Below are 23,362 nucleotides of genomic sequence, written 5' to 3'. Positions count from 1 at the left end.
TGTTTTGGGCACTACATACATGCCTTCTTATGCAATAAGCCTGCCAACTTGAAAAGAAAATTTCAGCGGCTCTCGGCAACACTTTTCCGAGTTTTTGCACATGGGGTTTTCCCGATGCAACACAGCCGTTTCAAAATGGAACACTTGTTGCAACAAAAAAGCCCTGCGCAATCGCAGGGCTTTAAGTACACATAAACCAGAATGAATTCAGGTCAAATCAAGGTCTCATGTACTTCACACCATAATTGGAAAAAATCTTTTCCAGCTCACCACTTTCCTTCAACTCATTCATGGCCACTGTCAGTTTTTCAGCCAACTCTTTGTTGCTTTTCTTGGTGGCCATGCCCACAGCCCAACCTTTGGGTGGCAGTGCATTGTGCGGCACTTTGGCCACAAAATAATCTGCTTTTTTATCCGGGTGCTGGTGCAGCGCCCACTCCAACTCGGCACGCGTGGCCATGACTGCCACCAGTTCACCATTCACCATGGCATCAACCGCTTCTTTGGGCGTCTTGAAGTTCACCAGATTGTTGGCATACGCGGCACCATCGGCGCCAGCCAACATGATGCTGGGGAGGGCTGCTGCTTCAGCGCCAATTTTGTTGCCTGCTTCCGAGAACGGTTTCAGGCTGTCCAATGTTGGCAGTTTCTTGATATTACGTGCCACGAAAATATCGTCGCGGGTGTAAGGAGAAAAGAACAGGGCCTGGTCCTCCTTTTGCATAATGTAAGCATCAACGGGTGCATGCATCAAAATATCGGCGGGCGCACCTGCCAGGTAATGGCCACGCGTCACCATGTTTCGAATGTCGTCCGAGAACTCTTCATCCTCAGTAAAAGCGCGCACCCGCAAGCCCAAACCCAGCTTGGCCGCCAAGGCTTTGGCAATGTCCACGTCAATGCCTTTGCCTTCATGTGAATAAGGTGCCAGGTAGTTGTACACCGCCACAGTCAATACGCCAGAGGCCTGCACCTTGGCCCAGTCACTTAACTCTTGTGCGGCAGCGCCAAGCTGAAAGGAAAAGCCCAGCGCAACAGCACCAAACCATTTGATCAAAGGTAATTTACACATTGGATTGAACGAATTCTTCATAAGGTCTCCTGAAAGCCGTGCCTTGGATGCACTTTTTATTTTGAATGGATACTGAAACAGACAGGAGGGGCCTGTTGTTTCAAACAACGGACCCGCCCCACATGACCATATGTCGAGTTATTCGTACTTCCGGGTTTCAACATACGCCTTGATGGCCCAAATGGCTTCCTGACTCAAAATACCCGCAAACGCAGGCATGTAGACGCGGTCACCACGCACCTTGCCACCCAGCACCGAGTTGCGGTAATAGGTATCAATTTCCACCTTGCATTGTTCTTTGGCTTTTTTGCCCGCGAAGGAATCGCATTCGGTGTTCATTTTGCGAAGGTCGGGAGAAATGCCTCCACTGACTGCCTCAAGACCATGACAGCGCGCACAGTTCTGGTTGTATGCAGAGCTACCCACGCGAATTGCTTCCTTGTCGCCGGTGTAGGGATTGGTTTCCAGCATGTCATCGCCCAATGGCTTGAGCGTGGACACATCCACAACCTGCGGGGTTACATCACCGTGAGCCATTGCCACTGAAGCAGCAATTGAAAAAAAGGTTGCCACAAGGGCTTTACGAACTAACATCACAACTCCTGTATTTCTAAGAATGATTCGACACAGGGTAGCTACTGCAATCCCCATGCCACCCTATTCATTTGGATTTGTGAATTAGTTTTACCAATTGTGACAAATCGCGAACTCTATGGTGCGGCTTCCTGATCTGTGCTACTTTTTATCAAAATGTGTTTCATTCTGAAACATATTGAATTGAGTTGGCACAGTGCTTGCATTGGGCAACATAGCAGCTGAAATATCAATACAAGTAAAAACATTCAGCGCTTCAAGTTGCACCCAAAACCATACTTATAAAACGCAGCACCACAAGAAGCAGGAGACATGGATGGCATTCTTATCCGAGCGGGATGGCGGCAGCCTCGCATCCAACGCCCAAGTGATCGAACTGATCGACCCAGGTACAGAGGGACACCTGGAATTTATCCGACGCGCACACCAGCGCTCCACAGCAGCAGGCTTGGACACCACTTCCAAGGTAGACATGGCCCCGCCGCCCAGCAGCGCACTGAAAGAGTTAATCGAGAAAAACAACCGGTTGAAGTCGTGTGCCCTGCCCTTCATGGAAACCCTGTACGAGCAGGTGGTCAATACACACAGCATGGTGCTGCTGACCGATGCCAGCGGAACCATTATTGAATCGCTCGGCGATGACGACTTTTTGGTCAAAGCACAGAAAGTCGCCCTTGCTCCTGGAGTTACCTGGAGTGAAGAACACAAGGGCACCAATGCGATTGGCACGGCGCTGATCGAGGAATTGCCCACCGTGGTTCACGGGCAAGACCACTTTTTGGATGTTAACCGGTTTCTGACCTGTTCAGCGGCGCCCATTTTCGACCCAAACGGTGTAGCCATCGGTGTGCTAGATGTCACCGGCGACTACCGCAGCTACCACCGCCACACCATGGGCCTGGTGCGCATGTCCGCACAAATGATTGAAAACCATTTGTTCAACAGCTCGTTTCAAGACGCGATCATTGTTCAGTTTCACCAGCGTGGCGAATTCCTCGGTTCTGTGGTGGAAGGCGCAGCAGCGTTTTCGCCAGCGGGTAAATTTCTGGCTGCCAACCGAGCGGCCATGGTGCAGTTTGGCATGTCCGCCAATGCACTAAAAAGCCACACCTTCAGTTCTCTTTTTGGCATGCCTTTGTCGGCCTTGATCGACCACTACCGAACCTGCAACCCCATTCCACTCATTCTGTGTTTGCACAATGGCAACCAGGTTACCGCACGTGCAAGCTTGGGCAGTGTAGGCCGCGGCAAAATTTTTGACTCTGTGGGTTTGGTGAAAAACAACTCTGAAGCGGCCGTGGTTCAAAACCATGCACCAGCCCCCCAGAAAGCAAATGCACATTGTCAAAAAAGCCATCACCTCTCCAGCCTGAAGTACCTGAACACAGGCGACCCACAAGTGGCAAAGATCATCGAGAAAGTGGGCAAGGTGATCGACAAGGACATTCCCATTTTGATTCTGGGTGAAACTGGCACGGGCAAGGAGATTCTTGCGCAGGCCATACACAACGATTCGCCAAGACACGACAAGCCTTTTGTGGCAGTGAATTGCGCATCCATCCCAGAAACGCTGATTGAATCCGAGTTGTTTGGATACGAAGACGGTGCATTCACTGGCGCAAAAAAGAAGGGTTCGCAAGGTCGAATTCTACAAGCCAACGGCGGCACTCTGTTTCTCGACGAAATCGGCGACATGCCGATTTCACTGCAAGCAAGATTGCTGCGGGTATTGCAAGAAAGGGTAGTGACGCCACTGGGCAGCCAAAAAAGCATTCCAGTGAATCTACAGGTGATTTGCGCAACGCACCGTAACTTGCGCGATCAAATCGCCGCAGGACAGTTCCGCGAAGACTTGTACTACCGGCTTCACGGCCTGGTCGTTCGCCTCCCCGCCTTGCGCGAGCGCACTGACTTACAAAAAATCATTCAGCGCATTCTTGAAAATGAATCGCACAACCCGCGCATTCGGGTGTCTAGCGAGGTGATGAAAGCATTCACCACTCACGCATGGCCGGGCAATATTCGCCAGCTGACCAATATTTTGCGCACCGCCAGCGTAATGACGGATGAAGCAGAGACCATTGAGTGGGACCACCTGCCCGATGACTTTCTCGACGAATGGCGTGCATTGCGACTGGACAACACCGCAAAGCCAGCGCCTCAAGAACCCGTTGAAACAGAAGAGCGCCAACAACACCCCCGCGCAACAACACCAGCGGTAAATACACGCCCACAGTTCAGCGTGCGCAGTAATTTTTCAGTACAAACAAAAATCGCAACACCGGTTCACAACAATTCGCCAGCGTTACCGGGCAGAAACAAACCAAGCACATTTGAGGTGCAGGTTCACCACCGGCCGGCCGTTGCTCGCAAAGGCAATAACCTCGACCAAACATTCAGTAAGTTCAGGGAAGGTCGGTTCGACAGCTGGACACACAGCCCAAAACCCGCCAGCCGGGAGGAAAATATCAACGCGCTTGCGCAGTCACCACGCTTCAAGGAAGAAAGTTATGACACCCGTGCCTACGATGCACGGGCGCAAGGTTATCTGGGTTCACGACAGGCCACCGCAAGGGCTCAAGTTGAAAATCCAATCAATCTGGACGACCTTGAATCACGTGCCATTCAAGATGCGCTGGAAACCTGTAGAGGCAATGTCAGCGCAGCAGCAAGAATGCTGGGTATTTCCAGAAACACAATTTACCGGCGCTTGAATTCAAAGTAAAAAATCGCGTTTAACAAACAACTCTTTGCCTTTAAAAAACCACCCCACTGCAGGGTGGTTTTTTGGCACAAACCAACTGAACAGTTGTCACAAAACTGTCATTCACTTGCTCCAGCCGCACACAATTCTGTTTCAAAGCGCACCGCCTGACGCAAAGCAACTGCACTGCTTCACCCTGTCATCAAAAGCCCTACATTTTTATTTAATTCAATAAAATCAACAACTTAAATACTGGCATGTCTTTTGCCCTAGTCCCTTCAAGCCAGTTCTACTCTGCGGTGTGCTGGCGAGCTTTAGAAGACAAACAAGCAACAACCTTTAAAAACTAAAACTGGAGGGTTGATCTTATGATCAGCAAAAAATTAGTAGCAGCTTCCATCTTGGCAGCAATGGGGACTTCGGCACACGCGATCGGCTTTAAGGCCGGTGAATGGGAAATGGATATTTCTGGTTCTGTGAATGCTTACTACACCAGCACCAGTTGCGACAACGTGGGCGACGGTGCAGGCATTTTCACCGGAAACGGCACAGCACTGCACCCTTGCGGCATTGATGCAACCAACGGCGTGGACAAGCAAAACATTCAAAACGGCTTGCTGCCTGGCTTCATCATTTTCTCCGCCTCAACCACACAGAAGGGTTACGACCTGAAAGCTGTGATTTCGATTGACCCTGGCACATCCACCGATGGCGGAACTTCCAGTGCATTGGGATCTGGCAACCTGAGCGATGCAGGCGGCGGTCGCGGCCAAATTGTGGGCGATCAGCGTCGCGTTTATTTCTCGGTGGGCAATGCCACCATGGGTACCGTAAAAGCAGGTCGCGATATCGGCTTGTTTGGTCAAAATGCAATCTTGAACGACATGTCCTTGCTTGCAGTGGGTGGCGGCTCAGCATTTAACGGTGCTTTGAATACCACTTTGGGCTCGATCGGCTCCGGTTATGTTTACACCCAATTTCAACCCCAAATCACTTACACCACACCGGCCATTGGCAATTTGAGCGTCAGCGCTGGTGCCTTCCAGCCAGTCGCTCGCAATGCATCAGTAACTGGCGACCGTGAACTGGGCTTCCAAGGCTTGGCCACATACAGCTTGGGTGATATGGGCAAGTTGTGGGGTGCTTTCATCAGCCAGGGCAATGAGCAAACAAACACCAATGCTCCCGTAGCCGATATTAGCGGCTTTGAAGTGGGTGGCACATTGAACTTTGGTTCACTGGGCTTGACCGCGAACTACTTCACTGGTGACGGACTTGGAACTGCCTTGATTGGTTTCGGCGGAAGCGACGCACTGGCACAAGAACGAGAGTCTCAAGGTTATCTGGTTCAAGCAACTTACAAGGTAGGTGATACCAAGTTCGGCGTGAATTACGGTGTCTCCAGCCTGGACGCCACTGCAAACGATCGTGCAACGGCAACTCGCATTCTGGATGAAAGTGAGCAGTTGACGCTTGGTGTTTATCACAACCTTACGCCTAGCCTGACGATTGCTGGTGAATACATCACCAACACCGTGAAGTACCAGTTGGGCGGCCCCACACAGGACGCTGAATCCGACACAATCGCAATCGGTGCAATTCTGTTCTTCTAAATCGTTAACCACCCTCCGTTAACGATTACCCTAAGGCGCGAGCTCATAAGGCTCGCGCCTTTTTGCTTTTTGTTTCAATCTGCAACACCCAGAACACCCTTATTTTCCACATCATAAAATTTCCGACAAATACCTGTGCAAGGCACAGGAATTGCTATTTAAATAATCGAGGACGAACAACATGGCGCAAGCCTGGTTCTTCACCAAATCCCTTCGGGATGTGGTGCATTTTAAAAAGCATAAGGAGGATATTTCATGCAGTGGACTACACCATCGTTTGTTGACATGCGTTTCGGTTTCGAAATCACCATGTACATTGCCAACCGTTAATTTGACGGTTCGCACAGCCCCGGATAGCCTTTCGGCTGGCGGGGCTTTTTTTACCCCTGAAAAAAAGCAACTATGAAAATCAAAGTTCTGGGTTCCGCAGCAGGCGGAGGGTTCCCACAATGGAACTGTAACTGCAACAACTGCCAAGCTGTCAGGGCCAGAGCGCCTGGATACACTGCGCGCACCCAGTCGTCGATTGCCATATCGGACGGGTCGGCTAACTGGATTCTCGTGAACGCGTCGCCCGATATTCTTGCGCAAATCAAAAATACCCCAGAGTTACAACCCAATAGAGGACCACGCGACACCGGTATTTCTGCCGTCATTTTGATGGACGCGCAAATTGACCACACCACTGGCCTGTTGATGATGCGTGAAGGCAAAACACCCATGCGCCTTTACACCACGCCCGCAGTGTGGGAAGACCTCACCAATGGTTTGCCCTTGGTACCCACTTTGGGATTTTATTGCGGCGTGAAATGGACACCTTTGTGTACCGAATGCGACGACCCCCTCACCATCAGCCCGATGGACAGCATCAAGATCAAATCAATTCCATTGATCAGCAAAGCGCCGCCCTATTCGCCGAACCGATATGCGCAACGCCGTGGCGACAACATTGGCTTGCTGATCGAAGACATCAACACGGGCAAGAAGGTTTTTTATGCGCCGGGCCTCGGAGAAATTACGCCCGATATTCTGCCCTACATGCAACAAGCTGACGTGTTGATGGTGGACGGCACGTTCTGGACCGAAGACGAAATGGTCACACAGGGTTTCTCAACAAAAATGGCAGCCGATATGGGCCACCTGCCGCAAACCGACAAACCAGGCAAGCGTGGTTCAGGCATGATCAGTCAGCTTCGCCAATTCGAGCACCAGCGCAAAATCCTGATTCACATCAACAACACCAACCCGATTTTGTACGAGCATGGCGACGAACGCGCCATTCTGGCCGACAATGGAATTGAAGTGTCTTATGACGGCATGGAGATTCTTGCATGAGCAGCAACAAGGCGTGGAGTAAAAAAGAGTTCGAAGAACGTCTGCGTGCCAAAGGCGACCGCTACCACATACACCACCCTTTCAATGTGGCCATGCGTGAAGGCAAATTAAGCCGTGAACAATTGCGTGGTTGGGTGGCCAACCGCTTTTATTACCAGGTTTGCATTCCGCAAAAAGACGCCGCTGTGATGGCCAACTGCGACGACCGTGAAACCCGCCGCCGTTGGGTACAACGTATTCTTGACCACGATGGTTGGGAGGGCAATGCCGGTGGTATAGAGGCATGGAGCCGCCTGGGCGAAGCGGTGGGCATTGAGAGGGATGTACTGTGGAGCCAGCAACTGGTGTTGCCAGGTGTCCGTTTTGCGGTGGACGCCTACGTGAATTTCGCGCGCCGTGCGCCATGGCAAGAGGCGGTGTGCTCGTCGCTGACCGAGATGTTCGCCCCTGAAATTCACAAACAGCGCCTGAGCAATTGGCCCAAAGATTACAAATGGGTTGCTTCCGAGGGGTTGAATTACTTCCGCTCGAGAATCAGCCTTGCACAACGCGATGTGGAGCACGGACTGGAAGTGACCTTGAATTATTTCAAGACCCGCGCGCAACAGGAACGTGCGCTTGAAATTTTGCAATTTAAACTGGATGTGTTGTGGAGTATGTCAGACGCGATTGCGCTGGCTTATCACGACAAACCCGCCAAAACAAAACAGAAAAAACAATGAACACCGAGACCATTCCAAGCCTGCCGGAACACCCGAAACTGAACCGCTTGTTTCGCCTGCAATACGAAGAGGCGCAGAAAACCCATGTGCTGCTGTACCCCGAAGGCATGGTGAAACTGAACCAATCGGCCAGTGAAATTTTACTGTTGTGCGATGGCAGCCGAACTGTGAATGACATTGTTGCGGCGCTTGAAGCCAAGTTCAACGCAAGCGGACTGGAAGCCGATGTGCGCAGCATGCTGCAAGAGGCCACGCGCCGTAACTGGCTGGACGCATGACAGGCTTGAGCGAACTCACTACACGGCCGGCTGGCCCGCTCTGGTTGCTGGCTGAACTGACCTACCGCTGCCCGCTGCACTGCGTGTTTTGCTACAACCCAGTGGACTACAAAACCAACACGAATGAGCTGACAACCGCCGAATGGAAAGAAACCATGAAACAGGCCCGTGCGCTGGGTGCAGTTCAATTGGGTTTTTCCGGTGGTGAGCCCTTGCTTCGAGACGACCTCGAAGAGTTGGTGGCCTATGGCCATGAACTGGGCTACTACACCAACTTGATCACCTCAGGCATCGGCCTGAAACCCGCACGGCTTGATGCCCTGAAAGCCGCTGGCCTCGACCACATCCAGGTGAGTTTTCAAGATGCAACCCAGGCCGCAAATGATGCACTGAGTGATACAAAAACATTTGCCAAGAAACTGGAAATTGCAAGCGCTGTGAAAGCGGCTGGTTGGCCCATGGTGTTGAACGTGGTACTCCATCGTTTGAATCTCGACCACATTGATTCAATTATTGAGTTGGCGGTGAAGCTGGGCGTTGAATACCTTGAGTTGGCCAATACCCAATACTACGGCTGGGCCTTTAAAAACAAAGCGGCCCTGATTCCAACCCACGAACAGTTAAAGCACGCCGAAGAACGTGTGGCCGCATGGCGCGAAAAACTGGGCAACAGCATGAAGCTGTTATTCGTGGTGCCCGATTACTTCGAGAAAACCCCCAAGCCCTGCATGAGCGGCTGGGGCAATGTGTTTCTCAGTATCAGCCCAGATGGTACCGCGCTGCCTTGCCAAGCCGCGCGCATGTTGCCGGGCTTTGAATTTCCAAATGTAAAAACCAGCACGGTTGAACACATTTGGTATGAAAGCGATGGTTTCACCCGCTACCGTGGCGATGCCTGGATGAAAGACCCCTGCCGCACCTGCCCCGACAAAACCAAGGATTACGGCGGTTGCCGCTGCCAGGCCTACCTGATCACCGGCGACGCCACCAACGCCGACCCGGTGTGCCACAAATCGCCCGATCATGAAAAAGTAATCGCGTTCGTCGATGCAGCCCAGAGGCGCGACAACCCCAACAACTACCTGAAAGTTCAAAAGCCCGAACAGCAAGCATTGGCCAACACCGCCGAGGTGCCCGTGGTATGGTATCGCAGCGATCACAACAGCTTGCACCTCAGCAAAAACGGCTCTTGAACACCAACAACACCGCAACCGACACCACCATCCGCCTGCACGCACAGGGCCTTTCATTCTCCTGGGGAGAACGGCGGGCACTGAGCAATGTCAGCCTAGATTTGAACGCAGGCGAAATGTTTGGCCTGCTGGGCCCCAACGGCGCAGGAAAAACCACACTCATCAGCTTGATAGCCGGCCTGATCACACCCGACCAGGGTGAGCTCTCGGTGCTGGGTTACAGCACCCGCAGGGCAGCCGACCTGGCCCGCAAAAACCTGGGCTTTGTATTTCAATCGGTGTCACTGGACCGCTTCATGACCGTGGAGGAAAACCTGCTGTTTGCCGCAGGCCTGCAAGGTTTGAACAAAACGCAAGCCAAAGCAAACCTGGCACACTTGTACACCATTTTTCCAATTCAGGCCTGGTTAAACCGCACCGTGGGAAGCCTTTCAGGTGGACAAAAAAGACTGGTGGATATTGCGCGCGCCATGGTGCACAAACCCGGGGTTCTTATACTCGACGAACCCACCACCGCACTGGACGTACCGTCGAAGAACAGTGTGTGGCAAACCCTGAAAACCTTGCAGGCCATCGACGGGCTGACCATTTTTATCGCAACGCATTTAATGGACGAGGCCAACAGCTGCGACCGGGTGGGTTTTCTCCACCAAGGCGAATTGAGTTGGCTTGGTACACCCGCGCAAGCGCTGGACGAATTGCCCGACCAAAGTGTAACCAGCGTGCGCACAGCCACCCTGGCTGACTGGTTTGTGTGGAAAATGAATGGCGGAGCCCACTGAGATGTTGATGCATTTTTACTGGGCTGTGATACGCCGCGAAAGCCAAAAGTTGTTGAAACAACGGGACCGCCTGGCAGCAGCCATGGTACGCCCGGTGCTGTGGTTATGGATTATTGGTGGCGGCATGCAAGCCTTGGCTGGTGGTGATTACACCGCACGTTTGCTGCCTGGCATTGTGGGCATGACACTGCTGTTTGGCGGCATGGTGGGTGGCCTGAGCATTGCGCTGGACAAAGACGCAGGCACCATGCGCTTGCTGGTGACCGCCCCAGTCAAAACCTATCACATACTGATTGCCAAAACACTGGGTGCAGCCATTGGCGCACTGGTGCAAATGGGCCTGTTGATCGCCCTGCTGCTGGCTCTTGAAGGCCTGTACACCCTGCTGTTTCCTCTCGGGTTTGATTTGCAGGAAATACTGCCTTGGGTTGGCCGCACCTTGTGGCCACAACTGCACGTGTTGCTGCCCGGAGCCGCCTTGGCTGCTTTGGCCTGTGCTGCCTTGGGTGTACTGTGCGGTACTTTTGCAAAAAGCATTGATGGTTTTGCTGTCATGATGAATTTCGTGATTTTTCCGGTGTTCTTTTTCAGTGGCGCTTTGTACCCCATCGACCCCATGCCCGCACTGGCGCGCTGGGTAGCCTTGGTGAATCCATTTTCTTACTGCGTCGACCTGCTTCGCCACGCCTTCAGCAGCCACGCAGAATTTGGCTTGATGTTTGCCACCTTGGTGCTTGTGGGTGCAACTGTGGCCATGCTGATTGTCGCCACCTGGAAGTTCTCGCAAAGTGGTGCAGCAGTGCCGTTGAATCAATAAAATACTATTTTTGAATAGATTTTATAGAGAATAACTCTATATTTTATAAGCACGACCGTTCGTATTTTTACCTACAATACCCCTCGTACACATCCATTCTTACAAACGGACCCACGAGGACGACATGAAACAATCCCCTTTTCAAATCAAAACGATTTGCGCGGCCATCGCAAGCTTGACGATTGCGGGTACCGCCCAAGCAGCCGGGTTTGCCCTGCTTGAACAAAACGCCAGCGGTGCTGGTGTGGCTTATGCAGGCAAAGCAGCCATTGGCGAAGACGCCAGCGCAGCATGGTTCAACCCAGCCAGCATGAGCCGCCTGAAAGAACGCCAGGTGGTGTTGGGCGGGCATTACATTGACCTGAACGGCGAGGTCAACAACGAAGGCAGCACCGCCGCACCAGGTCGCCCCTTGGGCAGCAGCACAGGCGAGTTTGGCGATGAAGGCTATATCCCCAACTTTCACCTTGTTGTGCCTTTCAATGACCGCATCAACTTTGGCCTGTCTGTGGCCACTCCCTTTGGTCTGAAAACCGATTTCCAGCCCGATTGGTACGGTCGCTTTCAGGGTGTTACTTCTGACATCAAATCAGTCAACATCAACCCCTCCGCGTCGTACAAAGTCAATGAACAATGGTCAGTGGGCGCGGGTGTATCCGCACAAAAGCTGGATGCCAAGCTCAGTTCACAAATCAACTACGCCCCATTTGGCGGTACTGAAGGGTTGACCACCATTGCCGGCGATGGTTGGGGTTACGGCTTTAACCTGGGCGTGATGGGTCAGGTAACGCCTGCGACACGTGTGGGTGTTGCCTACCGTTCAGCAATTGAGCAAGACCTGGAAGGCAATGTCACCTTCGACAATGTTGCACCGGCAGTTGCGGCTCTTTTCGCCAACAGTGAACTCACTTCCAAGATCCGACTGCCTGCCTCGCTGGCCATTTCATCGGTGACTGAGCTGACACCCAAGTGGCAACTGTTGACCGACGCCACCTGGACTGAATGGAGCACGATTCAAAAGCTGGATTTTCAGCGCCAGAACGCCCCAGCAGGTGCTGCGCCATTGACAGTGCAAGACTACGAATGGAAAAACAGCTGGCGTTTTGCGGTGGGTGGTATTTACAAGTACAGCGACACCATCAATTTGAAAGCAGGCGTGGCTTACGACATCACACCGGTGCCCGATGAGCGTCGCAAAGTGCGCTTGCCCGATGAAAACCGCATTACTTTTGCAGTGGGCTCACAGTACAAGTTCGACAAAGCCACCACCTTTGATGTGGCCTTTCAGTACGTGATGCCCGACAAAGCGAAAATTGACAGCACCGAAGGAAACCCTGCGGCAGGTCAGCAAACGCGAGTACTGGGTACTGCTGAAGGTGATGCATTCATTCTTTCTGGTCAGGTGTCGTACAAGTTTTAAAAGCTGTAGACGAAAAAATGCCCGGCACAAGGCCGGGCAGAAAAGACGCATTCGTTTAGGAGACTCTCAAACCGCCACAACTTTTCCAGCTCCCAATCAATGCCAGAAAAAGGTCCCAAGGAGCAATTCGATCAAACCGTTTGCGTCAATAAGTTCCCTGCGGAGCAGGCAGAAAACTTGGGGGTGAAAATGACAACACTTCTAAAACGCTCTACTACTTCACTACTCACCAAACCACCCCGCATGGGGCAGTTTGATGTTCTTCACAAACTGATCACTTGCCGTCGAACAGTTTGAATACCCACACGGAACCACCTTGTTCAAGGTAGTTCACTTTGCTGGCTACGTCTCCGCCCCACAGGGGAACAGCGCCGCCCCAGCCAGACACCACAGCCACGTACTGCTGACCGTCTTTGCCTTTCCAGGTCACGGGAGGAGCAACCACGCCAGAACCTGTCTGGAATTTCCAGACTTCCTTACCGGTCTTGGCATCAGCCGCCTTCAGGTAACCTTCTGGAGTACCCCAGAACACCAGGTTGCCGCCAGTGGTCAACACGCCACCCCACAGAGGAGCATTGTTGGTGATTTCCCATTCGATCTTGCCGGTCTTGGGGTTCATCGCGCGCAGGGCACCGATGTAGTCAAAGCCAGGCAATGTCTTGATGGTGAAACCAGCGCCCAGATAAGCCGCACCTTTCTTGTAGGTGATTGGCTCGTTCCAGATTTCCATGCCCCATTCGTTCGCTGGAACATAGAACAGACCTGTGTCAGGGCTGTAAGCCATTGGCTGCTGGTTCTTGCCACCCAGGAAAGAAGGTGCGGAGAACACTGTTTCGCCTTTCTTGCCATCCATCTTGGTGGGATCACCAGGGCGGTTGGCGGGATCGAAAATCGGACGACCTGTCTTCATGTCGATGCCCTTGGCCCATGTGATTTTCTTCACAAACGGGAAGGCATTTTCCAGCTTGCCGGTGGTGGCGTCGTTCACGTACATGAAGCCGTTGCGGTCAGCTTTCGCACCAACACGCTTGCCATTCATGTCAAAGGTCACGAACTCGTTCACACCGTCATAGTCCCAACCGTCGTTCGGTGTGGACTGGTAGTGCCACTTGATCTGGCCGGTTTTTACATCAACTGCCACTGTGGATGTGGAATACAGGTTGTCGCCGGGGCGCAGGTGGCTGTTCCAGGGCGCTGGGTTACCAGTACCGAAGTAAGCCAAACCTGTTTTGCTGTCATAGGAGCCACCCAACCAGGTTGCTGCACCGCCGGTTTTCCACATGTCGCCTTTCCAGGTGGCATTGGTGGTACCGGAAATTCCAGCTTCCTTCTTGTTGCCGTCTTTGTCCCAGGTATAACCCATGTGGCCTTCAACGGTTGGGCGCAGCCATACCATTTCACCAGTCTTGGCATTTCGTGCTTCAACGCGACCCACTACACCGAATTCACCACCCGATACACCTGTCAGCACCAAACCATTGGCGATGATGGGTGCAGCAGTGTTGGAGTAACCCGCTGCATAGTCGTCAATCTTGTCTTTCCACACCACCTTGCCGGTGTTCTGGTCCAGGGCGATCAACTGGGCATCCAGTGTCGAGAAAATCACCAGGTTGTCATACAGGGCGGCACCGCGGTTCACCACGTCGCAGCAAGGCATAATGCCTTCTGGCAGGCGGTGCTCATATTTCCACAGCTTTTCACCTGTCGAAGCATCCAGTGCGTAAATGCGTGAATAGGAACCGGTGACAAACATCTTGCCGTTGTGAATCAGCGGCTGGCTTTCCTGGCCACGCTGCTTTTCACCACCGAACGAGAATGACCACGCTGGAACCAGCTTGCCCACGTTCGATACGTTGATGTCTTTCAATGGGCTGTAACGCTGACCCTCTGTACCAATACCCCAGGACAATACGTCGCCTGTGGATTTGGCATCGTTTTGAATCATTGCGTCTGTCACATTGGCCGAAGCCACTGCGGGAATCGCCAGTGCGGTTGCTACCATCGCGCTAAGCAGAGTTTTGCGCATTATTTGTTTCTCCTCTCATCATCCGTTACTTTGAGGTTCTCGCCCCTCGTTTGCAGAGTCGGGGCTACCCACAGAAACCTAGCGCAAGCTTCATGCCAAGTAGAATATTTCATCTAAATAAATTTTTTATTCAATAAAATCAGTATGTTACAAAAACACCCTCATTAGAGTGATTTCATTGATCGCGATAAGCAAAAAAAGAGACAGTTTTGTGACATTGCAACAGCTCACCTGTTCAGCAACACACAAACTGTCCCTTTTTGACACACTTGGTACAGCGTTAACCCTTATGCTCGCCGCTCAAAAACCGCCCAAAGCCTGCTTTTCATACAGGGGGTACAAATTGGTCACATTGCGGTAAAACTCAGCCGGGTAGGCTGCAAAGTTTCGGAATCGCTCGGGGGCACCTTTCTTCATCACATCATTCATTTCCTCGCCCATATTGGCCGCGTCGGTCAGTCGTTTGTCCAGCCAACTCAAGTAATCCAGGGTTTGGTCAATGGCCTCGGTGCCCCAACTCAAGGGGCCGTGGCTGGGCACCACCACCTTGGGCTTCATGGCTTGCAATTTTTTCAGGCTTTCTATCCACGGTTTCAGCTGTGCATGCGGGGTGGTCACAATACGCTTGTAAAACACCAGGCCACCGGCCCACATCACTTTGCTTTCCGGGTCAAATAACACCAGGTCCGAATCGGTGTGGCCTTTCAATTCAAGGGTTTGAATTGTCTTATCGCCGAGTTTATTGAAGTTGCCCGGCAGTATGGTTTGCACGGGAAATACGCTTTCAGTGCCCTTCATCCAGTCGCCACACAAGCGGTACAAGTTGATTTCATACAAAGCCGCTTCGGCCTTGATGCCTTGGATGGTCAGCTTCGTCGCGGCCAGTGATTCTTGGGGGTAAGCCTGATTGCCCAAAAAATAATCCGGGTGAAGGTTCAGTGCCACCACCTGCTTCACTGGTTTGTTCTTGCTGACCGAGTTGATCAAGGTCCGCTGTTGCTCGCCATAAATACGCGAGGTTCCGGTGTTGATGACGTACACCCCCGAGTCGTCCATGTAAAAACCGGTGTTGATGATGTTGCAGCCATTGGCCTGAGAAAAGTCATCGTTCGCACCCGCAATCACATACCAGCCACCCGCCAGTTTGGTGGCTTTCAAACCGTAATCAAGGGTGGCTTTGTCAGGTGTTGGTTTGGCAACATTGGGCAGCTCAGCCAGCGCAGGGGCAACAAGAACAATGAACGTGGATGCGGCAAATATCGCGCGCACAGCTTTGAACAAATTCATTGGGTAACCTTTGCATCAATTCGGTTGCCGTTGTTGTCGCGCCCTACCAGGCTGATTGGGCCCACCGGTTTCTTGTCAAAATCAAACGAAAACAAAGGGTTCTCCGACACAGGCTCAAAGGGGTAAAGCTTGGCCAGTACTTGTTTGTTCTTGTCTTGCAAAATCATTTCTTCAATGTAAAAGGCGGGCACGCCGGCCACCAACCCCGTGTCCATGGGGTGCGACACCTGCACGCGCAGGCGTGCGTCATCCCGCAACTGGTTGGCATCAAACATTTTGCCAGCCACCTTGTTCAAGGTTTGTGGCCAGCTGCCATCGGCCCGTGTTGCGCCAGGCACGGTGCAACCCCCGCCAGACGCTTCAATAAAGGCATAGCCCACATGCCACACACCGTTTTCGGTCAGGGCTGCAACGCGAATGGGGCTGGCTTGCTCCAACTTGAAACGAAAATTCAGGGCAGGCTTGGCTTTCTCGGGAATGAACTCCAGCACCTTTCGAATCGGGTTTCTGTCCACCAGCACCACGATTTTTTTCACCTTACCGAGTGCGGAAGCATCGAATGACACGGGCACATTCATGGCATCCTCGGCGAACAAGGGCACCGTGACCTTGATGCGGGAATCAAACACGGTTTTTGCATCGGCATCGAAGAACTGGCCTTTCATGTCAGGCCACTGCATGGAACCCAGCGGGTCTCCGCCAGTCAAATCGCCTTTGACTGCGCCAAGTTCGGCGGGTGCTGCAAGAACAGGGCTGGCGAAGAAATTGCTCACCAGCAAGAAACCGCTCAAGAAAACCCCTAGCGGGGTCATTTTATTAATCGATTGTTTTGTACCGCTGAACATCATGATTACTTGTCTCCTGCATTTTGTAATCTGTCAGAATGCAAGCAATCGACATGCCTGTATCCGCAAATGCTCAATTTAAAAGTATCCGCCCGCTGGAAAAAAGACGATGGTCAGTTTGTTGAACTGGACCAGCGCATGTTGAACACCCTTAAAACCATTGACTCGGAAGGTTCCATTTCGCTGGCCTGTAAGGCGCTGGGTATCTCTTACCGTACCTTATGGTCGCAAATCCAGCAATACAACCTCATGCTGGGTGAAGAACTGGTGGCTACGCACGGACGCGCGGGGGCATGCCTGACCCGGTTCGGTCACAAGTTGATCTGGATGGTGGAGCAAGGCAATGTGCGCGTGGCACCCGACCTGGGTACCGTGGGCGAGCAACTGAACGCCGAATGGCTGGATGTTGATCAAAACAAGCCCTGGATCAGCCTTGCGCTGAGCGACGACCTGGTGCTTCAGAACCTGTTTCAAAACACTTCGCTGTACAAAAAGCTTCAACTGTCGCTGCGCTGGTCGGGCAGTATTGCGGCGCTCTCGGCACTGCACCGCGGTGAAGTGCGCGTGGCCGGCTGCCACTTGCCTGTTGGCCTTGAAGAACACTCCCATGTCCATCACATCATGCGGCGCTGGTTGCGTGGTTCCAACCTCAGTGTGATTGAACTGTTCGAGCGCGACATCGGCTGGATGAGCCGCCCAGCCGCCAAGCCCCCCACTCTGGAGGATGTGGCCCAAAGGCGTGCCCTGCTGGTGAACCGCAACTCGGCATCCTCCACCCACCACCAACTTGATGCCTTGATTACGAAGGCCGGCCTGAAGGCAGAAGACTTGCCAGGATTTTTTCACGAAGAGAACTCCCATTTGGCAGTGGCCTGTACGATTGCAGCGGGACACGGTGATTTGGGCTTGGGCATTCGCGCTGCGGCTGACCATTACGGCCTGCAATTCAGGGCAGTGTCCAAAGAGCGTTATTTTTTGGTGTTGCACAACAGCGATTTGCAATACCCGGCACTGGACATTTTGCTGCCCTGGTTGCGCAGTGCGGAAGCGGGCGCCTATGTCGAAAGTATTGCAGGCTACTGCCCATTGAATATTGGAAGAACGCGCGCACTGGAGTTGTTTCTCAATGAGATACAGACCAGCTAGGCTTCTGTCCGGGTGTGTCAAAACTGTGCAGCGCAACAAAATTATGCAATCTCTTGCATAATTTAAGACGCCTGCAAGGGTCATCCACAATTGACCCAAAGTTCAGTGCTGAAATAATGGCCGCTACCTCAAGCCACGCCTGTCAACATGAACCAAGTCAATGTGCTCTCAGAAATTCTGGGAGTTACCGCCCCCGTATTTGCCATGGTTTTCATGGGCCTGCTGTTGCGCAAAGTCAATCTCATCAACGACTCGTTCATTCAAACCGCCTCCACCCTCACCTACAAAGCCACCATGCCAACGCTGTTCTTCCTGTCCATTTGGCAGGCCGATCTGCAAAGCGCATTCAATGCCAAATTGGTACTTTTTCTCTGTGCTGCAACGGTACTGGGTTTTCTGGCCAGCTGGTGGTGGGCCACGCGCTTTGTTCCCTATGGTCAACGCGGGGTGTTTGTTCAGGGTGCTTTCCGGGGCAATTGTGGTGTGGTCAGTTTTGCGCTGGTGGCCAGTTACTACGGCGACTACGGCCTGTCCGTGGGCGGCGTGTTGGTTGGCTTTACCATTTTGTTGTTCAACGTGCTGTCGGTGTTGATTCTCTCTATTTACAGCCCCACCCTGAAATTCAGCCCAGCCGCAGTGGGTAAGGAACTGCTTAAAAATCCTCTTATTATTGCGGTGGTGCTGGGCATGTTGGCCAGCGCAATCCAGCTTTACATTCCGCAGTGGCTGTTAAAATCGGGCGAGTACTTTGCCGGGCTTACTCTCCCACTGGCACTGATCTGTGTAGGGGGCACACTTTCATTGGCCGGGGTGAAAGCCTCGGGCCTGTCAGCCACGCAATCAAGCGTCATTAAAATTGCAATACTGCCCGTGCTGGCCTGCGCTGCTGCATGGGCCATAGGCATTGAAGGGCGAGACCTGATCATTCTCTGGATGTTTTTCTCAAGCCCCACTGCAGCAGCCAGCTTCGCAATGGCTGTGGCTGCCGGCGGCGACGGCAAGTTGGCCGCCAACATCATCGCGCTCACCACGCTGGTGTCCATCGTCTCCATGACGATCGGCATTTATGCACTCACCGCCCTGGGTCATTAGGGTAGCGGGTTAAACTCAAGGTCAAAAGCAAAAAACCATCCACAGGTAGCAGTACATGAACAGCCCCACCGCATGCCAAGTGACAATGACGCCCCAACGCGAGTGGGCGTTGCTGCTGATTCTTGCTGGCATACAATTCACCCACATTCTCGACTTCATGATCATGATGCCGCTGGGGCCACAGCTCACGCAGGCTTTTGCAATTTCCGATGCGAAGTTCGGCCTGCTGGTGTCCGCCTACACTTTCGCGGCCGGTGCCTCGGGTTTGTTGGCCTCCTTGTACATTGACCGGTTTGAACGGCGTCGATTGTTGTTGATTTTGTATGTGTTGTTTGCCGTGGCCACTTTGGCCTGCGGCCTTGCGCCCACCTATGAAACGCTGATGAGCGCCAGAATCGCTGCCGGGCTTTTTGGCGGAATTTTATCGGCGATGATTCAAACCATTGTGGCCGATGTGGTGCCTTCGCGCGCAGGGGTAAAGCCATGGGTGTCATCATGACCTCATTCTCCGTGTCTACGGTGATGGGTGTGCCTCTGGGTCTCTACGTGGCCGCCAATTCGGACTGGCACACCCCCTTCTTCGGAATTGCCGGTATCAGCTTTGTGCTGGCAGTGGCAGGCTGGTACGTCATTCCAACACTTCAAGGCCATTTGCATGCGCGGGGCGAAACCGGCCCACTTCAGGGCATTGCACAGGTGCTTCGCGATTCGAATCACCTGCGTGCGTTCCTGTTTTCGTTTTGCATGATCTTCGCCGGGTTTTCAATCATTCCGTACATCACGATTTACATGCAAATCAATGCAGGGCTGACGCCTTCGGACATTCCTGTGATTTACCTGGCTGGCGGCGCGGCCACCTTGTTCAGTGCGCAAATCATCGGCAAGCTCAGCGATCGAATTGGCAAATTGAAAATGCTGCAAATCATCGCCGGTGTTGCAGTGTTGCCCATGGCATTGATTACTGTGACTGCGGGCCTGAGCATGACAGTCATTCTGGTGATCACCACGTTCTTCTTTGTGTTCGTCAGCGGAAGAATGATTCCAGGCATGGCTTTGGTCAGCGCAGCAGGCAATCCGAAAAACAGGGGCACATTCATGACCCTGAACTCGTCCATGCAATCTGCTGCCATGGGCCTTGCCGCCTTGGTGGGTGGCATGGTGATCTCGCGCAATGCAGAGGGTCTGATCGAAAACTTCTGGATATGCAGCGTGATCGCGATCTCGTTTAACTTGACCGCACTGTTGATTGCAAAGCGTCTGAAGGTCTATCAGTAAACGGCTTAATCGTGGCTTAGCTGGCCATGCGGCGAATAATCGACGACACCACCAAGCGCAAACCTTTGATCTCTTTGACTTCCAGCGGGCGCTTTTCTTTCAGGTCCTTGTCTTTGCTCAATTCTTCGAGCTTGTGTTCAATTTCTTTCAACAGCTCAAGTTGTTGCTTCATGATCATTTACCAATAGAATCGGGTACGCGAAATATACACGCAAGCGGCTGCGCATTGGATGACACTTTTGTGACAACTCCGGTGCGCCACTTTGCAACAACAGCAGTGGATTGATCCTTGCTTGTCTCTTCAGGCAATTCCAATCCAAAACGACAACCATGACGCTGCATCAAGCCCTCGCCGCCGCTTTCTCACTACTTGTTTGCACCGCCACGTTTGCCAGTTCAGGCAAAGAATGGCCGGTATTTGGCGGCAATTGGGATCATCAGCGGCACAGTCAGTCAACACAAATTACGCCTGGCAACGTCGGGCAGCTGGACTTGGCCTGGGAGTTTGACACGGGTGTGTCATCCAGCTTTCAAGCCACACCCATCGTGGTGAACGGCGTCATGTTTGTGTCGCTGCCGTTTAACCATGTGGTGGCCTTGAAAGCCGACACTGGAAAATTGTTGTGGCGTTACACACACAACAGGATCAAAGACCGACCCATGTGCTGCGGCCCCGCCAATCGGGGCGTGGCCGTGAGTGATGGCAAGGTATTCATGGGCACAGTCGATTCACGCCTTCTGGCACTGGATGCACGCACTGGCCAAAAGCTTTGGGACATCGATGTTACCAAAGGCGAACAAGGTGTGCAGGAAGATGCCGCCACACTGGGGTCGCAACTGGACACGCAGGGCGGAAAACTGGAAGTGTCGGGTGCATCTGGTGCAGGCATCAACATGGCGCCCATGGTATTCGATGGCAAGGTTATTGTGGGCATTACCGGTGTGGGCTATGGCTTGCACCTGGACTCGCCCGATCCCGATGCGCCACTCGGTGCGGTGGTGGGTATTGCGGGCAACTACGGGCGCCGTGGTTTTATGGCCGCTTACGATGTTAACACCGGCGCAATGGCGTGGAAATTTGACACGGTTCCCGACCAAGGTTGGGAGGGAGAATTCACAAAGGCCACCCTCGATGGCGTTGTGTTACCGCGCAACATTGAGGAAGAAAAAGCCAAAGCAGCTCAATATCCCGATGCCTGGAAATTTGGCGGCGGATCAGCCTGGAGCACACCCGCCATTGACCGGGACAATGGCATTTTGTATTTCGGCACGGGCAACCCTTCACCGCAAATGGAAGGCTCATCGCGGCCGGGAGACAACCTGTACACCGCCTCCTTGGTAGCGCTGGATGTGCGCACCGGCAAGCTGAAATGGTTTTACCAGCAAGTGCCGCACGACATGTGGGGTTACGACGTGGCCAGCCCACCGGTGTTGTTCACCACCAGGCATGAGGGCCAGGCGGTGAAAGCTGTTGGCCAAGCAGGCAAAACTGGTTGGTTTTATGTGCACAATCGCATCACGGGTGAATTGTTGTTCAAGAGCGAGGCCTTTGTACCGCAGCACAATATGTTTACCCTGCCCACTGAACAAGGCAATGTGATTTACCCCGGTGTAATTGGCGGCTCCAACTGGTCGCCTGTGTCGGTCGATGAACAACGCCGCATGGTGTTCATCGCCGGCATTCACTGGCCGGTGAAGTATCAATTGCACGAGCTGAAAGCGAAAGGCAACAAGCCTGCGCTGAAATACTCTTCGATGTCACCAATTGAAGACGGAGAAAAATACGGTTTGTTGTCAGCCATTCATTTGGACACTGGCAAACTTGTATGGCAACACAAAGTGAATGCACCTTTGATTGGCGGTGTACTCAGTACACAAACAGGTTTGGTTTTTTCAGGTGAAGGCAGTGGTGAGTTTTTCGCACTTGATTCAAACACCGGCAAACGTGTGTGGCAACGCAACAATTCAGCGGGCGTGAATGCACCACCCATTGCCTACGAAGTGGATGAAAAACAGTTTTTGGCAGTGGCTGTGGGTGGCAACAAACTGTTTGGTTTCAAGCAGGGACAAACCATCAAGGCTTGGGCACTGCGGGTTAAATAAGCAGCCAATGATTGTCCAGCTCCAATGGCCTGCTGAACTCAACAGCTGAGCTACCCAGCCACACCTGCTCTCCTTCGGCAGCCAAGGCACACGGGGCGTTTTCAGCCCGTGAATGCAATAGGTTGCCTTGCACATCGAATTGCCCGGCAGAATTATTCTTGGTGCAGCTGATCACAAAGCCCTGGGGGGTGGCCACAATGTCGCCGGCGTAGCCCTTCACACCCGCCGATTCATTCACCGTGCGCAGTCCGTTTTCATCAAGAAAAGCCAGTACCGGCGCAGCATCCCGAAGGGCAGCATTGCCGTGGTGTGCCTGCATGGCAATGCCCACCACACCACTGGCGTGTACCGCCATGTGTCGCAAACTGAGTCGCGTATCGCTCAAGGCCCATTGATTGAACACCTTTCCCGTTCGGGGATGCAAAGCAACCAGCGAAGAATCCATGGGCAGTTGATTCAACTGGGTTCTGCCCATGTCTGCATGCGTGGGTATTCCGCCGTTGGCCACCAACAAAAAAGGTTCATCAATGCCCAACCCACCCTTGGGCAGCACCAGCATTTCATGGGGATCTTTGCCCAGCGTGGGCCACACATCCAGCAACTCGAAGGTATGGCGGTTTCGCACGGCCAATGCACCAGTGCCGCCGAGCACATCGGTTTCTGTGGTGTAAAGCCAATCGCCATACACGGCGCTGTGTCCGTTCAAATGCCGGTCTTCTTCCTGCCAAACGCGCGAGGTTTCACCACTGCGAATATTCAGGCGCAACAACCAGTCACCGGGGCGGCGAGCGATCACCAAATACTCATCGCCCTGCAGGTGCATTAAACCGTGCGGGCGTGTGGGCAAATCGACTGCCGTGGTTACAGTATAAGAAAGCGCTGCACCTAGCCCGGCTGCGTTGAGCACACCCACCTGATAGCCCCCATTGGGAAGTTGCCAGGCTGCCAATAAACGGGTCTGACGAGTAGGGGTTGCAAGTTCAGCAGGCAAGGGCAAGGCCATGCTCAAGGCCAACGCGCTGCTTTGAACCAAAAATTGTCGACGCGAATTCAACACT

At 52.9% G+C, this 23,362-nt stretch carries 22 protein-coding genes; 15 read left to right on the top strand and 7 right to left on the bottom strand.

All coding sequences use genetic code 11. The features are described from left to right. Nucleotides 1-217: 217 nt before the first annotated feature. Complete coding sequence (locus BSZ31_RS09230; RefSeq protein WP_105028503.1) at nucleotides 218-1,093, bottom strand: ABC transporter substrate-binding protein; 876 nt, start codon at nucleotides 1,091-1,093, stop codon at nucleotides 218-220. A 117-nt stretch (nucleotides 1,094-1,210) separates the two neighbouring features. Then, on the bottom strand, nucleotides 1,211-1,666 hold the full coding sequence (gene pedF / locus BSZ31_RS09225) for a cytochrome c-550 PedF (protein ID WP_105028502.1): 456 nt from the start codon (nucleotides 1,664-1,666) through the stop codon (nucleotides 1,211-1,213). Nucleotides 1,667-1,982: 316 nt separating this feature from the next. Between pedF and BSZ31_RS09220 the strand changes: the two genes are divergently transcribed. From BSZ31_RS09220 to BSZ31_RS09170, 10 genes are all read left to right on the top strand, one after another. Further along, nucleotides 1,983-4,391, top strand: coding sequence for a sigma-54-dependent Fis family transcriptional regulator (locus BSZ31_RS09220; protein ID WP_105028501.1), 2,409 nt, complete (start codon nucleotides 1,983-1,985; stop codon nucleotides 4,389-4,391). Nucleotides 4,392-4,771: 380 nt separating this feature from the next. Then, the gene (locus BSZ31_RS09210; protein ID WP_206018584.1) at nucleotides 4,772-5,983 is read left to right on the top strand and encodes a porin; all 1,212 of its coding nucleotides are present in this window, start codon (nucleotides 4,772-4,774) and stop codon (nucleotides 5,981-5,983) included. Nucleotides 5,984-6,238: 255 nt separating this feature from the next. Continuing rightward, nucleotides 6,239-6,313: a pyrroloquinoline quinone precursor peptide PqqA gene (pqqA, locus tag BSZ31_RS17570; RefSeq protein WP_083797182.1), complete on the top strand. Its 75-nt coding sequence runs from the start codon at nucleotides 6,239-6,241 to the stop codon at nucleotides 6,311-6,313. A gap of 72 nt (nucleotides 6,314-6,385) precedes the next feature. Beyond that, nucleotides 6,386-7,318, top strand: a complete 933-nt coding sequence (gene pqqB / locus BSZ31_RS09200; protein ID WP_105028498.1) for a pyrroloquinoline quinone biosynthesis protein PqqB — start codon at nucleotides 6,386-6,388, stop codon at nucleotides 7,316-7,318. Next, nucleotides 7,315-8,040: a pyrroloquinoline-quinone synthase PqqC gene (gene pqqC / locus BSZ31_RS09195; protein WP_105028497.1), complete on the top strand. Its 726-nt coding sequence runs from the start codon at nucleotides 7,315-7,317 to the stop codon at nucleotides 8,038-8,040. Before pqqB ends, pqqC begins: the two co-directional genes overlap by 4 nt. After that, nucleotides 8,037-8,318, top strand: coding sequence for a pyrroloquinoline quinone biosynthesis peptide chaperone PqqD (gene pqqD / locus BSZ31_RS09190; protein ID WP_105028496.1), 282 nt, complete (start codon nucleotides 8,037-8,039; stop codon nucleotides 8,316-8,318). Before pqqC ends, pqqD begins: the two co-directional genes overlap by 4 nt. Then, complete coding sequence (pqqE, locus tag BSZ31_RS09185; RefSeq protein ID WP_105028495.1) at nucleotides 8,315-9,511, top strand: pyrroloquinoline quinone biosynthesis protein PqqE; 1,197 nt, start codon at nucleotides 8,315-8,317, stop codon at nucleotides 9,509-9,511. Before pqqD ends, pqqE begins: the two co-directional genes overlap by 4 nt. Continuing rightward, complete coding sequence (locus tag BSZ31_RS09180) at nucleotides 9,508-10,293, top strand: ABC transporter ATP-binding protein (RefSeq protein ID WP_168426919.1); 786 nt, start codon at nucleotides 9,508-9,510, stop codon at nucleotides 10,291-10,293. Before pqqE ends, BSZ31_RS09180 begins: the two co-directional genes overlap by 4 nt. Beyond that, nucleotides 10,277-11,110: an ABC transporter permease gene (locus tag BSZ31_RS09175; protein ID WP_206018583.1), complete on the top strand. Its 834-nt coding sequence runs from the start codon at nucleotides 10,277-10,279 to the stop codon at nucleotides 11,108-11,110. Before BSZ31_RS09180 ends, BSZ31_RS09175 begins: the two co-directional genes overlap by 17 nt. 124 nt (nucleotides 11,111-11,234) lie before the next feature. Then, nucleotides 11,235-12,530 carry an OmpP1/FadL family transporter gene (locus tag BSZ31_RS09170; RefSeq protein ID WP_105028492.1) on the top strand — a complete coding sequence of 432 codons (1,296 nt, stop codon included), beginning with the start codon at nucleotides 11,235-11,237 and terminating at the stop codon, nucleotides 12,528-12,530. A gap of 274 nt (nucleotides 12,531-12,804) precedes the next feature. Here the strand turns inward: BSZ31_RS09170 and BSZ31_RS09165 are convergent, their stop codons facing one another. From BSZ31_RS09165 to BSZ31_RS09155, 3 genes are all read right to left on the bottom strand, one after another. Beyond that, nucleotides 12,805-14,556, bottom strand: a complete 1,752-nt coding sequence (locus tag BSZ31_RS09165) for a PQQ-dependent methanol/ethanol family dehydrogenase (RefSeq protein WP_105028491.1) — start codon at nucleotides 14,554-14,556, stop codon at nucleotides 12,805-12,807. A gap of 300 nt (nucleotides 14,557-14,856) precedes the next feature. Beyond that, nucleotides 14,857-15,843, bottom strand: coding sequence for a quinoprotein relay system zinc metallohydrolase 1 (locus BSZ31_RS09160; protein ID WP_105028490.1), 987 nt, complete (start codon nucleotides 15,841-15,843; stop codon nucleotides 14,857-14,859). After that, nucleotides 15,840-16,655 (bottom strand): quinoprotein dehydrogenase-associated SoxYZ-like carrier, encoded by an 816-nt coding sequence (locus BSZ31_RS09155; protein WP_369907289.1) that lies wholly within the window; start codon nucleotides 16,653-16,655, stop codon nucleotides 15,840-15,842. The genes BSZ31_RS09160 and BSZ31_RS09155 overlap by 4 nt, the downstream gene beginning before the upstream one ends. A 102-nt stretch (nucleotides 16,656-16,757) precedes the next feature. Between BSZ31_RS09155 and BSZ31_RS09150 the strand changes: the two genes are divergently transcribed. The 4 genes from BSZ31_RS09150 (at nucleotide 16,758) to BSZ31_RS17810 (ending at nucleotide 20,201) form a co-directional block, all read left to right on the top strand. Beyond that, on the top strand, nucleotides 16,758-17,834 hold the full coding sequence (locus BSZ31_RS09150) for a substrate-binding domain-containing protein (RefSeq protein WP_105028488.1): 1,077 nt from the start codon (nucleotides 16,758-16,760) through the stop codon (nucleotides 17,832-17,834). A gap of 147 nt (nucleotides 17,835-17,981) precedes the next feature. Further along, nucleotides 17,982-18,926, top strand: a complete 945-nt coding sequence (locus BSZ31_RS09145; RefSeq protein ID WP_105028487.1) for an AEC family transporter — start codon at nucleotides 17,982-17,984, stop codon at nucleotides 18,924-18,926. A gap of 55 nt (nucleotides 18,927-18,981) precedes the next feature. Continuing rightward, nucleotides 18,982-19,425, top strand: coding sequence for an MFS transporter (locus tag BSZ31_RS17815; protein WP_369907267.1), 444 nt, complete (start codon nucleotides 18,982-18,984; stop codon nucleotides 19,423-19,425). Then, complete coding sequence (locus BSZ31_RS17810; RefSeq protein WP_369907266.1) at nucleotides 19,410-20,201, top strand: MFS transporter; 792 nt, start codon at nucleotides 19,410-19,412, stop codon at nucleotides 20,199-20,201. The genes BSZ31_RS17815 and BSZ31_RS17810 overlap by 16 nt, the downstream gene beginning before the upstream one ends. Nucleotides 20,202-20,217: 16 nt before the next feature. Here the strand turns inward: BSZ31_RS17810 and BSZ31_RS16895 are convergent, their stop codons facing one another. Continuing rightward, nucleotides 20,218-20,373 carry a hypothetical protein gene (locus BSZ31_RS16895; protein WP_168426918.1) on the bottom strand — a complete coding sequence of 52 codons (156 nt, stop codon included), beginning with the start codon at nucleotides 20,371-20,373 and terminating at the stop codon, nucleotides 20,218-20,220. A gap of 158 nt (nucleotides 20,374-20,531) precedes the next feature. Between BSZ31_RS16895 and BSZ31_RS09135 the strand changes: the two genes are divergently transcribed. Continuing rightward, nucleotides 20,532-22,304 carry a PQQ-binding-like beta-propeller repeat protein gene (locus tag BSZ31_RS09135; protein WP_105028486.1) on the top strand — a complete coding sequence of 591 codons (1,773 nt, stop codon included), beginning with the start codon at nucleotides 20,532-20,534 and terminating at the stop codon, nucleotides 22,302-22,304. Here BSZ31_RS09135 and BSZ31_RS09130 read toward each other — a convergent pair. After that, a complete protein-coding gene (locus BSZ31_RS09130) occupies nucleotides 22,297-23,361 on the bottom strand; it encodes a DUF1513 domain-containing protein (RefSeq protein WP_168426917.1) in 1,065 nt (354 codons plus the stop codon). The genes BSZ31_RS09135 and BSZ31_RS09130 overlap by 8 nt on opposite strands. Nucleotide 23,362: the final 1 nt, after the last annotated feature.

This window comes from Limnobacter sp. SAORIC-690 (assembly GCF_002954425.1).
Taxonomy (GTDB): Bacteria; Pseudomonadota; Gammaproteobacteria; order Burkholderiales; family Burkholderiaceae_B; genus Limnobacter; species Limnobacter profundi.
The sequence above is the reverse complement of the archived record's forward strand: the minus strand, read 5'-3'. Positions and strand labels throughout refer to the sequence as shown.